The organism is Rosistilla ulvae, from assembly GCF_007741475.1.
Taxonomy (GTDB): Bacteria; Planctomycetota; Planctomycetia; order Pirellulales; family Pirellulaceae; genus Rosistilla; species Rosistilla ulvae.
The window spans coordinates 3,733,110-3,745,642 of sequence record NZ_CP036261.1; the positions used below are offsets into that span (position 1 = coordinate 3,733,110).

Consider the following 12,533-nt stretch of genomic DNA (forward strand, 5'->3'; position numbering starts at 1 on the left):
GTTTACGCGACTACTGGCAATCGGCTGCCAAACCCGCGGCGATCGTCTGTTTCATTTTCTCCACGTTTTCGCTCCACGGCGCGTCGCGGTGGAAGATGCTGCTGGTCCCCGCAACCAGATTCACACCGCCGGCGCGAACCATCGCGGGGATGTTCTCGAAACTAACGTTCCCATCGACCTGGATCGGAATCTCGCCATACCCACGATCGTCCAACATCTTGCGACAATCGGCGATCTTGCGAATCGATGCCGGCGTCATCTTCTGCCCTGCGTAGCCCGGATTGACCGTCATCACCAACACATAATCGATCCGTTCCAAAACGTACTCGATCGCCGACAAGGGAGTCGCGGGATTGATCGCAACACCCACTTTCGCACCAATCTCCCGAATCCGGGCCAGCGTCCGGTCCAAATGCGTGCACGATTCGACATGAACCGAAACCTGGTCGACTCGCATCGGTGCCAACAACTCGACAAAGAAGTCGTTGTTTGCGACCATCAGATGGACGTCGATCGGCAGCGCCGTCTTCGGCCCCAACGCCTCCAGAATCCCCAGCCCCATCGGTGCGTTGGGAACAAAGTGTCCATCCATGATATCGATGTGCAGCATATCGACGCCCAGCGCTTCGACCCGCCGCAATGCCGATTCAAAGTTCAAAGGATCGACGCACATCATCGATGGCGAAATCATCACCGGTGATTTATCCGTCGCGATCGCGCGGGGCGGTGCAGGTCCGGTGGCCGTCTGTTGCATGAACGCAGTTTGCAAATATTGCAGCGATTCCCGCAGCGAGGCCTCCAATTGGTGATCGCTGTAATCGCGTCCCAACTTGGGGCCACCGATCTCCAAATAGCCGGCTAAAGTCGCTACGGGCAAGCGATCCGAAGCGTCCACCAACAGTTGCCGGAAACGAGGAACATCGATGATCCCCTTGTCCCGATCGGCCTGTGTAAACCCGAACGTCGAATTGAACATGCTGTCGGTATTTTTCAGATGCACCTCATACATCCACGGCACGCACGCTTCGAACAGATCGTACTGATCGAAGATCGTCTTGCCATTGCGATCGGCATAACCATGGGCGATGTCCGTGCAATAGCCCACCTGTACGGTGTTGTCTGGATTGGCGTTGTGGTATTCGGTCAACTCCTGTCCCATCGCAGCGATCTCTTCGGGCAGCGTCGGTGGTTCCGCCAGACAGCTCATCGGTTCGACCGTCAACCACTTCAGGCCGTGCTCATGCGCATGATGCATCAATTCCTTCATGTGGCGAATGTAACGCTTCACCCCCGCCTGCTTGGTACCCATCTGATCTCGTAGCACCGCACCGGGATTACTGCCAACGCTGGTCGCCCCCAAGATCCCGCCGACCTCGATGTAGCGTTCGTAGCTTTTTCGAGCAACCTGTTCAAAACCTGGTTCGCTGCGCAAAAAGCCTCCCAGTTCGCGGTGAGTTGTGAACGTACTATCGATCACCACTCCCGCATCGTCGGCCTGTTTACGAAGGTCGTGAAAATATTCATCGGGCAGTTGATAGGTTTCAAACTGGGATCCCAACTGAACGTAGCGAACGCCTTCCTCGGCCAGCAGGCGAAACAGCCACTGGTGTGAGTAACGATATTCGATCATGTCGGACTTAACGCCCAACCGCAATTCAACAGCCATCTTCGGTGAGTCTCCAGGCAGCGTAGGTTCTAATTACCGCACCGTTTCCATTCGTAGAATCCACGCGGGTTCGAACAGTCGATCCCCAAGGCAAGCTTGAATCCGTGGGCGGATGCTTGACAAAGCCTATCAAACCGATCAATAGTGATCAATCAACGCTCACCATCAATCGAATTGCAATCACGACAAAAGCTCATCGCAATCACGCAGCGAGCCCATAGTGATCACAACGGTTCATTTCCGATCTGAAAGGGCCTCCTGTGAAAACGAATCGACACGAAGAAATCATGAAGGTGTTGTCCGAGACGGGAACATTAACGGTCGAGGAAGCGGTGGCACGATTTGGCGCGAGCGTCGCCACGGTGCGCCGCGATTTTGCCGAGATGGCAGAAGCCAACTTGGTCCGTCGCGTCCGTGGCGGCGTCCAGGTTCTCCAGAGCGACCAAACGATGCCGTTAGCGATTCGCGAGGTCCGACAGCGCGATGCCAAGCTGGCGATCGCCCGCGAAGCGGTGACGATGCTTGCCCCTGGCAGCGTGGTGTTTGTCGATGGCGGCACGACGACGCTGCAACTGGGGACCTGCCTACCAGCGATCCCTCTGCGCGTGATCACCAATTCGCTTCGGTTAGCCGCGGCGATGGAGTCCAATTCGGCCAGTCGATCGATGCATGAACTGTTTTTAACAGGCGGGTTCTTATTTCCCGGCACGGGGCTGTTGGTCGGTCCCAGTGCGCAGGCGTCGATTGCGCAGTACTACGCCCAGTGGACGATCCTTTCGGTCAGCGGGATCAACCTTTCCGGCTTGTACAACGACAACGAACATGTCGTCGAAAGCGAGCGATTGATGATCGCCAACGCGGATCGAGTGATCGTATTGGCCGATCACACGAAGATCGGTAAGCATTCGATGTGTCACATCGCCCGATTGAATGAGATCGATGTGATCGTTACCAATCGCCACCCCGACACAGCTGAAGCACTGGAAGCGTTTGAGAGCGCGGGAGTCGAAGTTCTGTTCGCTGCAGACTAAGTTTTGATGAACGATGCCTGTGGACTCTGTAGGACGCTGCGGCCAGTAACAGCAAGAACCCAAAGTGCGATGTTCGCACTCTGGGTTCCACGTTAAATCGATCAGACCTCGCCGAAGTCGATTGTCTTAGAACAAGACGATCGTATCGATACCAAAGGTGGTTTGATTTTTGTCATCGTTTTGATTGACGCCCAATTGATCGGGATCCCAGTCCCAACGGATTTCAGGACGAACGATCACGTTCGAATGTGGTGTGACATTGCAACCCAAGGTCAGGTCATATACATCGGCCCGGTTGCCGGTTGCGCTGTCCAGGTTGTTCCACCATTCGAAACGAGCCCCCGCCGACAAGCAATCGTTGATGGAGTAGATCCAGTATTGGTTGACCCCGATCGATTCGCGTTCGGCAGCGCCGCTGGCGTTTTCGGTGGCCAACACGTCCGATTGAAGAATGTACTGCAAGTTTTCTGTCACCGTGACGTCGAAAACAAGGCTGTGCATGTAACCGCGTTCCTGCGTTCTTTCGACGAAACGACCAAAGACGGTTGCGTAAGTAGCTGTGATATCGTCGCACAATGCCGAACTGATACCGCCAATGAAGTTGTCGCCGTTATCTTCGTATCCGCTGTCCCATCCGAGGGTGTAGCCGCCGAAGACCGAAGCGTTGTCACCAACAGCCAAGGTCGCCAACGCTCCGGTGTGGGTAAACGGTTCGCTGTTGTACATCGTGTACGCGTGACTGTAGAAGAAGTTGTCAGGCGCGGTTACGACTTCCCAACCGATGATCGTGTAGAAGTGACCGACCTTGACGGAGAGGTCTCCGTAGCCCATTTCAACATAAGCTTGCGGAATCGCCGACCCGTAGTTTCCGCCGTTATCGAACGATTGATCCCAGTGCCCGTTGTCGGTTCCAAACGCTTGCGTGTCGGGTCCGTCGGTACCGTAGATGTAATCGATGTGACCGCCGACATCGAAGCCTTCGGAAGTGTCGATCGCTTTGTCGATCGAGAGCCATGCCTGTTGCAATTGCACGTTGTTGGGAAAGCTGTTGAAGCGGAAGTCGCTCCCTTTGCTGTGGTAACCAATTTGTGCCCATCCCGAAACGGTCAGCCCGCACGGGGTGCAACCAAACAACGATAGCGGATCGTCGCCACAGTTCGAGAACAAACCGCAGCCCTTTTTGCTCGTGTCAAAACAGCCCAGGCCGCCCCCCATGCTGTCACATCCGTCGTCGCACATTGAATCGCAATCGGCCGCCGGATCGGAGATACCACAGGCCGCTTCGCTACAAGAATCTTCGCATCCGCAGACCGCTTCGCCACAATCACACTTGGCCGCGTAGCCAACTTGTGCGATGGATTGGAACGGGGTCTGAGCGTGAAGGATTGCGTTTGGCAATAACGATGCCAACGCCAGGGGAACAATAATTCGTAACATTGATTCGTCTCCAGTAGACTTTGGCCAGATCAGCCTTGGACCGCCACCCAAAACCGGTTCATTGCATTGTTTAGGCTGCGGCCGATTGTTTCGATCGGCAGCTGCTTTGTTGTAAATCTGTATCGACCGGCATAATCCCACCAATCAGGCCCACCAGAGGAATTGCGATATTCGAACGCGCTCCAACCGCCACTTTCGGTAAACTTTTCCGATTAAGCGACCCAATACACTGAGTTTATCTACCCAAATGGGGTTTTTTTGTGGTGCGTCGGGGGCATTAATCGCGGCAAAACGGCCGCGCAGGATCGACCGTTTGCGGTGCCAGGACGCATCGAATAACAAGGGCGCGGCGATTCAGGCTATCTTTTGGTAGCCATTTTCGCGGGTGGGCTTCTGCGGCGTCCGGGCCGCAGCTTGGCGTTTCAAGATTCGGCGGCCGCCACGCTTCGGCAAGCTTCACCGCAGCGGAGAGATTAGACGCCGACAGCGATCGCGAACGCTGTCGCGTGAGAACGACAATGAGAGATGGAGATTTGGATTTCGTGCAACCGTAACTCCTCGCACAAATTACGGGCTTCACCAGCCAACGCGATCCGGGGCTTGCCCCCCTCTTCGTTGCGGACCTCGATATCGGTCCAATGGATTCCACGCGACCATCCCGTGCCAAGCGCCTTCAGCACGGCTTCCTTCGCCGCCCAACGGCCGGCGTAATGCTCCGTCGCGGCTTTACGGACGCTGCAGTATTCGATCTCGCCGGGCGTGTAGACACGCGTCAGAAACAACTCGCCATGCTTTTCGATCATCTTCTCGATTCGCAAGCATTCGACGATATCGGTACCGATGCCGATGACATTCATGGATGGGGCTCAGATTGGTTCTGAAGTCGAGGAAGGTTAACGCAAGCCACAGGCGCGCTGAGTGCGGGCCAACACGTCGGCCGCTTTGGCACGTGCCTTTTCCGCGCCCTGACGAAGCACTTGGTCGACATAGTCGACGTCGTGTTCCAGTTCGGCACGTCGTTGGCGAGCGGCCGCGAAGAACTCCTCGCTGGCCGCAGCAACCGCTTTCTTGACTTCGCCATAACCAAAGCCACCGCGGCGATAGGTTTCCGCCATCGCATCGATATCGGATTGGCTGCCGACCAAACGCAGCAGGTCGAACAGATGATCCCCCTCGGGGTCTTTAGGCTCCTCCATCGGGCGACTGTCGGTGGTGATCCGCATGATCTGCTTGCGGATCGCTTTGGTATCACCGAACAATGGCAACGTGTTATCGTAGCTCTTGCTCATTTTCTGCCCATCGGTGCCGGGAACCTTCGCCGCTTCCTCCAACACTTTGGCTTTGGGAAGTACAAACGTCTCGCCGAAGGCATGATTAAAGCTGCCAGCCAGATCGCGACAGACCTCGACATGCTGGATTTGATCGGCACCAACGGGAACCAGATCAGCGTCGTAGGCCAAAATGTCGGCCGCCATCAGGACCGGATAGGTAAACAGTCCGGCATCGGACTTGATTCCCCGCTCCTTCTTTTCCTTGTAGGCGTGGCAGCGTTCCAACAGCCCCATCGGCGTTCCGGTCATCAGCAACCACGACAGCTCGGAGACCTCGGGAACATGCGACTGAACAAACAGCGTCGCTTTCGCCGGATCGAGTCCCAGCGCCAACAGATCCAACGCCGCGTCGCGCACGTTCTGCCGCAGCACCTGCGGGTCGCGTACCGTGGTCAGCGCGTGCAGGTCGGCGATAAAGTAGAACCCTTCGTGCGAGTGCTGCAGATCGATGTATTGACGAATCGCGCCAAAAAAGTTGCCCCAATGGAAGCGGCCAGTCGGTTGGATTCCGGATAACACTCGCATACAAACAACGCTCGGTGAAGGTCCAAAAAAATGTATCGAATTTGCTCGGCTTACCGTACCTTGGCGGTTGCGTTTTGACCAGATGCGGTTTCTGATTTGATAACTTGGGACAGTCGATCGCCAATGACAGCGTTCGACTGTGCGAAACCATTGAGCGGATCTTAACCAGGCAGGATGCATATGACAGATGAAACGCTGCAACACCCCGTGATTGGATGGCGTGAATGGGTGGGGCTTCCCGAACTGGGGATCGGCCGAATCAAAGCAAAGGTCGATACCGGTGCCCGATCCAGCAGCTTGCATGCGATCGATATCGTCGAAGAAGAACGCGACGGCGTGACCTTCCTGCAATTCAAAGTCTTGCCAGCCCAACGCAAGGAACGGTTTGTCGAAGTCGCCGCCCAATTGTTGGAATATCGCCATGTCCGCAGCAGCAGCGGCAAAGCTTCGTCGCGCCCGGTGATCCTGACCAACGTTGCTATTCTTGGCCAATCCTGGCCGATCGAACTGACCCTCGCCAACCGCACCTCGATGGGATTTCGGATGTTGTTGGGACGCGAAGCGTTTCGCGGCCGGATGTTGGTCGATGCGGGAAAGTCTTATTACGGCGGCAAACCCAAACGTCGTCGCCCATCCAATTAGCCTTCGTCCCTGACCGCGCGTACACAAAACTTTACTCTTCGCCCAAAACGCATTAGGTTCCTCATGAAACTTGCCATCCTTTCGTGCAGCCTCGGCTGCTACAGCACTCGTCGTCTGCGAGAATCGGCTGTCGCGCGTGGCCATTCGGTCAAAGTGCTCAATACGCTGAAGTTCGCCATCGACGTCGAACAAGGCGTCCCCGAACTCTATTTCCGCAGCAAGCGGTTGAGCCACTACGATGCCGTCCTACCGCGGATCGGATCGTCGATCACCTATTTCGGTACCGCTGTCGTTCGCCAGTTCGAACAGATGGATGTCTTTTGTGCCAATACATCCAACGGCATCTCCAACTCACGCGATAAACTGCGCAGCTTGCAGATCCTCAGCCGCCATCAGATCGGGATCCCCCAAACGACCTTCGTCCGCGATCGCAAGGATGTCTTACCCGCGATCGAACGCATCGGCGGCGCCCCGGTGATCATCAAATTGTTGGAGGGAACGCAAGGCGTCGGTGTGATCTTGGCCGACAACGTGAAAGTTGCCGAAGCGATCATCGAAACGCTGCACAGCACCCGCCAAAACGTCTTGGTCCAAAAATTCGTCGCCGAGAGCAAGGGACGCGATATCCGCGCGTTTGTCGTCGGCGACCAGGTCGTTGCGGCGATGCGACGCGTTGCCCAAGGTTCCGAATTCCGCAGCAACGTCCACCGTGGTGGCCGAACCGAACCGGTCGAACTCGATGAGACCTATTGCCAAGTTGCCATACGGGCCGCCCAAATCATGGGCCTCCGCGTCGCGGGAGTCGATATGCTCGAAGGGAACGATGGACCGCAGGTGATGGAGGTCAATTCCTCGCCAGGACTCGAAGGAATCGAATCCTGCACCCAATTGGATGTCGCCGGCGCAATCATCGACTACATGGCCGCTCAAGTCGATTTCCCAGAGATCGACCTCCGCCAACGCCTAACCGTCAGCCGCGGCTACGGCGTCACAGAGATCTTCATTCCCGAGGGATCCGAATACGTCGGCAAGACGATCGATGAATCGGGACTTCCCGAGATCGACATCAATGTCCTCACCCTCTATCGCGGAACCACCGTGATCCCCAACCCGAGGCTGAAGCGTTCGCTGGAACCGAACGACCGCTTGTTGTGCTTTGGAAAACTCGATCACATGCGGAGCATGATTCCCGAACGGACACGGCGGAAGCGACGGCCGACCGTCAAAGTTCTCCCAACGCCCCCCGAGCGTCCCGAAACGGAGAACGTCGATCTCCCACCGGAAAGAAACGCGAATGGTGAAGAGGAAAACTAGCCAACAAAGAAGGGTTATTCACAACGCGGGACAGCGACACCACCTGACAGAGGATCGATTTCAGTCGAAACTGTCGACAACCGCGTTGCAACCATTGCCCACCTGATGTTCCAACAATAGATTGAACCGGTGTCTCTTGTCACATCGGCAATCGAACAGCAGGTGATGGACGATGAAAAAGATCGATTGGCTCGCCCGCGTGCTCCTCGTGTTTCAGTTCCTCTCGATTGCGTCGGGCGGTGTTGCGCAAACAGTCCCCGATGGCGATCGTTTGAAAGATCGGACGCCCCCCGGATTTGCGATCGGCGGCGTCTTGCACGCATACGACGACGACAGCTTTGCCCCCACGTACGTCGACACCGCGATCCGCGAATTCAACGCGACGACGTTGACAACCTACATGGCCTACGGCGCTTGGCCCGACCCCGCGGGGGGGCCAGCTTTGCAACCGTGGACCCAAGCCGTCGATTGGGCGACCGTCAACAACCTTCCGGTGCATGGACATGCGTTGGTCTATCCGTTGGCCAACCAGAATCTAGCCTGGTACGTTGCCCTTCCCGACGATCAATTGGAACCGACGCTAGAACAGTTCGTCACCGCGATGGCCGCCAGCCGCGCGGGGCACGTTTGGGTATGGGATGTCGTCAACGAAGTCATGGCCGATGACGGCGGACCGATGGATGCCGACGGCCTGCGAACCGACCTCCGCGAATACCAGGCGATCGGTCCCGAATACGTTGACAAAGCGTTCCACTGGGCAGCCGCTGCCGATCCCAACGCACTACGGATTATCAACGACTACTCGATCGTCGATGGACGCGACAAAGCCGATCGCTTGCTCGCCTATATGATCAAACTCCGCGACCGAGGCGTGCCGATCGACGGCGTCGGACTTCAGCTGCACTTTTTGGACACGACATCGACTCCAGACATCGCCGCGATTGAAACCAACTTCCAACGTTTTGCAGATGCCGGATTTCGGATCTTCATCACCGAATTCGATCTCCCGGCAACACGTCGCAACAACGCTTCCGACCAGCCCAACGAAGGCGAGGTGCAGCGTCAACGGAACGCCTTCAAACAGATCACACGCGTCGCATTGGAACAACCGGCTTGTGAGGCCCTATTTTTCTGGGACTTTGCCGACGAGCGATCTTGGCTACATCCATCCATGATCGACATCGAATTCATCTCGCAGGGCCAGTTCACGTTTCCGACGATGTTTTCCGGTGGACGCGAGAACCCGATCGTCGCCAAAGCCGCCTACTACGGCGTTCAGGAGGCGCTCACCGAATTTGTAGGCACCTACCGCATCAACAGTCTGCTGGAGCCCGGCTCGGGACTTCTTTCGCGAGCCGCCCGAAGCGATGGACAAGGAGGTGTCTCGGCAACCGACCAAGTCGAACTGATCGATGACGACGACAACTCGCTCGCTTACTCTAGCGCTAAATGGTCTCTGGAACCTGTCGCATCGGGCCTGGTACGGGTCCGATGCATGTGGAATAGCGAAACGGGATATCTGTCGCGTGCTGGCAGCTTCGACGGTCAACAGTGGCAACCAGGACCGGCGGTCTATCTGGCGAACTTCCAGCCCGACTGGCTCAGCCAGATGTGGTTCGTCGCACTCCAGCCCGACGGAAGCGTGACGTTGCAAAATGCCTGGGGCAGCAACAACGGTTACCTGACGCGGGATACGCAGCTGGCTCCCCAGAAGTGGAAGAACCGGCGGTCGTTTGACACCACGCCGATGAAGTCGGTTTCGATGGGCGAACAGGGCGAGGCGGCAACCCGGTGGTTGCTGATGCCGACGCGTTAGATCGGCCTTTCGGCAACTTTGTCGTCTGGCACTCTAACCGCAATGCGAGCCCATCTCGCATTGCACGTCGCTTTTGGAATCTTGAAGCGCTACCTAATCTTCGGCATCGGCCCATTCCATCGGCACCTCGGCCGTTGGCACTTCGAGATGAAGGTCTTCGAGAATCGGACGGTCGTTGCCACATTGATACAGCAAATGGAACAGACCGTTGACTGCCAACACCGCCGCGATCGAAGCGGCTAGTGCCATCCCGGTCACTCCCTCTTGGACGATCGTCCAGACGAATTGCAGAATGCAGAGCATCGAGACGGCCAGCAAGGTAGGAGTCCGCGAGATCAGATTAACGATCAACGCGCCAAACGGGGCTCCCAACGCGACCACGGGAGCTGCCGCCAGCCAGTTCGCGTAGACCTCGGGATCCATGTAGTAAAAACTGGGATTCAAACGCGACAGGAAGACATTCCAGCCGATCCCCACAACCGATGTGAAGGCCATGATCACAACCGAGGTCGGAATCGCAATCTTCAGGTCGGCCCGGTACAGCAACACCAGCGTTGCGTAGATCAACATGTCGATCCCCACGCCGGTTAAAGAGGCGACGATTCCGCCGGTCAGTCCTACCGCCAAACCGATCCAGCGATCCCAATCGCGCCAAAGATCGCTGACGCCTTCAGTCTCGACCAACTCGCGAAGCTTGATCAGATGCATGATCCCAAAGCTGCACCAAACGACGGCAAAGGTTAACTTAACCCACAGATCGGGAACATACGGAGCGATCACCGTCGCCCCCAACGGCATCCCAATCAAAGATCCGAGCATTGCCGGCTTTAACAACCCCCAATCGATCGGCCGCCGCGCGGCGAGAATGTAGACGCCGGCCGAGACCATGCCAATCGATTGCACTGCGAGGCCAAAATTCCGCCCCAGCGAACCAGGCATGTCGAACAACAACACCAGCACTGGAAACCCTACCGTCCCGCCTCCCATGGGAGTCGAACCAGCGACGTACGATCCCAATGCCATCGCCAAAGCAATCCCCCAGTGCGCTCGAATCGATTCCCATTCGTCGCCCCAGACGACCAGCCCCAACCAAATGCAGTAGAAGACAAGCAGCCACAAACCGAAGGGCCACATTTTCGAAAGCGATCGACGCGACATCAGCTCACCCTTTGCAAGGCGTCAGAAGCGTGAAACACGCCCCTGCCGCGATTCAGGAACCGTCTTCCAACCAGTCACAACTAGCATCTTCATGCGGACGTCGGGCCGATTTAAGCAGATCGATCAACTGGTGTCGCTGTGCCGAATCGAGGTGCCCCAATTGTTGCCGATGCATTTCAAGAACCGCATCGGCCATCGACGCCAAAAGTGCATGCCCCTGTTCGGTCAACCCGATCTCGACGACCCGGCGATTCTCCACCCGCCGCGTCCGTTGAATCAGACCGCGCTTCTGCAATCGGTCGAGCATCCGCGTGGTATCGGGAGCACGCGAAATCAAACGCCGCCCCAGTTCCATCGTCTGCATCCCGTCCGGCGCCACTTGTTGCAGCAAACGGAGCGCGTTGTATTGCTGAGCCGAAAGATCGTGCTGAGCAAACAATTGTTCCTCGACAGCTTTTAAGCAGTCGTAGGTTCGCCAAAGATGCAGAAACACTTCCTGCTCGGGCGAATCGAAGCGAGCTTGTTGCGCCGTCGGAGATTTTGCGGGAGATGCCATCGACGCATCATGAACCGCTCAACAACAGTTGTCAAGACAACTATTGTTTTAACGTCAAGTCGAGCCTGCTGAATCGTCTGTCGAACGGTGATCAATAATCGCCCAGAACGTTGCCATCCTGCTTGCGACACAGGTCGACGAAGATCTCCGAATCGACAGTTTCGGCAAGCGTTCGGGTCGAACCATCCGCCAAAACGATCACGATCACACCGGGATGGAATCCATAAGGGGAAGACGTATTGTCGACGTTGATGTATTTGGTGCAGGTATCGCAACCTTTGCTCAATCCGTCGTCGCTCCAGTTGTAGATTCCGATGCCGTTGTTTCCAGCCCAAGGTCCATAAGCGTAGAACTGGGCATTGGTTACCGAAGGCTGTTGTTTTCCAAGCAACCAATGGGTTGGTTTGCCAGTCATTTCAAACAACAGCATGGTATTGCTGGTTCCGTCGGTGATGTCCGCAAACCGACTGCCCGTCTCATTCAAGATTCCCGCCGCCGAATCGAAGGCGGAGACCAGTGGATCCCCCTGCAAACGATGGATCCCACGGACTCCCTGATAGGACGTTTCAAACGCTGTCAAGTTCGGATCGAGCGCTGCGGGATCGGTCGTCCACCCCATGTTCCATCCCGCGTAGATCGGCATCGTTCGATCGCCGGGAGTCGACGGGCATGTGAACGCCGGTACTTCCATATTGACCGCCGTTTGATTCACCACATCGTCAAAGCCGTAGTTTTGATCGTAGATGTCGTGGAGATTCGATCCTTCCATATAGGGCAGCAGCATCGCCAAAAACCCCGTCACGACCGTCGTGGGAGCACCAGCCGAATTGGTCCCGGCGTAGACCAATCGCCCCGGAGGCATCCGCCGTATCGTGGAATGATAGTTGTGGCAAGCCAAACCGATTTGGCGGACGTTGTTGGTGCACTGCATCCTGCGAGCCGCTTCGCGAGCCGCCTGAACCGCCGGCAGCAAAAGACCGACCAAAATGCCGATGATGGCGATGACAACAAGCAATTCAACAAGCGTAAAGGCGGGACGGATAGACCGCGTGCGCAT

The 12,533-nt window shown here is 56.5% G+C and carries 11 protein-coding genes; 4 read left to right on the forward strand and 7 right to left on the reverse strand.

The window, feature by feature from the left end; translation table 11 throughout:
* Positions 1 to 10: 10 nt before the first annotated feature.
* Complete coding sequence (gene rpe, locus EC9_RS13235; RefSeq protein WP_145345894.1) at positions 11 to 1,666, reverse strand: ribulose-phosphate 3-epimerase; 1,656 nt, start codon at positions 1,664 to 1,666, stop codon at positions 11 to 13.
* Positions 1,667 to 1,926: 260 nt separating this feature from the next.
* On the opposite strand from rpe, the gene EC9_RS13240 reads away from it, so the two are divergent.
* The gene (locus EC9_RS13240; RefSeq protein WP_145345896.1) at positions 1,927 to 2,697 is read left to right on the forward strand and encodes a DeoR/GlpR family DNA-binding transcription regulator; all 771 of its coding nucleotides are present in this window, start codon (positions 1,927 to 1,929) and stop codon (positions 2,695 to 2,697) included.
* Between the two features lie 126 nt (positions 2,698 to 2,823).
* Here the strand turns inward: EC9_RS13240 and EC9_RS13245 are convergent, their stop codons facing one another.
* The 3 genes from EC9_RS13245 to trpS form a co-directional block, all read right to left on the reverse strand.
* Positions 2,824 to 4,134, reverse strand: a complete 1,311-nt coding sequence (locus EC9_RS13245) for a porin (RefSeq protein WP_145345898.1) — start codon at positions 4,132 to 4,134, stop codon at positions 2,824 to 2,826.
* 473 nt (positions 4,135 to 4,607) lie between these two features.
* On the reverse strand, positions 4,608 to 4,991 hold the full coding sequence (acpS, locus tag EC9_RS13250) for a holo-ACP synthase (RefSeq protein ID WP_145345900.1): 384 nt from the start codon (positions 4,989 to 4,991) through the stop codon (positions 4,608 to 4,610).
* Positions 4,992 to 5,027: 36 nt separating this feature from the next.
* The gene (trpS, locus tag EC9_RS13255) at positions 5,028 to 5,990 is read right to left on the reverse strand and encodes a tryptophan--tRNA ligase (RefSeq protein ID WP_145345902.1); all 963 of its coding nucleotides are present in this window, start codon (positions 5,988 to 5,990) and stop codon (positions 5,028 to 5,030) included.
* Positions 5,991 to 6,170: 180 nt separating this feature from the next.
* Here trpS and EC9_RS13260 point away from each other — a divergent pair, with 180 nt between their 5' ends.
* From EC9_RS13260 to EC9_RS13270, 3 genes are all read left to right on the forward strand, one after another.
* A complete protein-coding gene (locus EC9_RS13260) occupies positions 6,171 to 6,632 on the forward strand; it encodes an ATP-dependent zinc protease family protein (RefSeq protein ID WP_145345904.1) in 462 nt (153 codons plus the stop codon).
* Between the two features lie 63 nt (positions 6,633 to 6,695).
* Positions 6,696 to 7,946 carry a RimK family alpha-L-glutamate ligase gene (locus tag EC9_RS13265; RefSeq protein WP_145345906.1) on the forward strand — a complete coding sequence of 417 codons (1,251 nt, stop codon included), beginning with the start codon at positions 6,696 to 6,698 and terminating at the stop codon, positions 7,944 to 7,946.
* Positions 7,947 to 8,118: 172 nt separating this feature from the next.
* On the forward strand, positions 8,119 to 9,762 hold the full coding sequence (locus EC9_RS13270; RefSeq protein ID WP_145345908.1) for an endo-1,4-beta-xylanase: 1,644 nt from the start codon (positions 8,119 to 8,121) through the stop codon (positions 9,760 to 9,762).
* A gap of 93 nt (positions 9,763 to 9,855) precedes the next feature.
* Here EC9_RS13270 and EC9_RS13275 read toward each other — a convergent pair whose 3' ends face one another.
* The 3 genes from EC9_RS13275 to EC9_RS13285 all read right to left on the reverse strand — a co-directional run bounded on the left by EC9_RS13275 (position 9,856) and on the right by EC9_RS13285 (position 12,533).
* Positions 9,856 to 10,920 carry a sulfite exporter TauE/SafE family protein gene (locus tag EC9_RS13275; RefSeq protein ID WP_145345910.1) on the reverse strand — a complete coding sequence of 355 codons (1,065 nt, stop codon included), beginning with the start codon at positions 10,918 to 10,920 and terminating at the stop codon, positions 9,856 to 9,858.
* Positions 10,921 to 10,972: 52 nt separating this feature from the next.
* Positions 10,973 to 11,476, reverse strand: a complete 504-nt coding sequence (locus EC9_RS13280) for a MarR family winged helix-turn-helix transcriptional regulator (RefSeq protein ID WP_145345912.1) — start codon at positions 11,474 to 11,476, stop codon at positions 10,973 to 10,975.
* A gap of 91 nt (positions 11,477 to 11,567) precedes the next feature.
* Positions 11,568 to 12,533, reverse strand: coding sequence for a DUF1559 domain-containing protein (locus tag EC9_RS13285; RefSeq protein WP_145345914.1), 966 nt, complete (start codon positions 12,531 to 12,533; stop codon positions 11,568 to 11,570).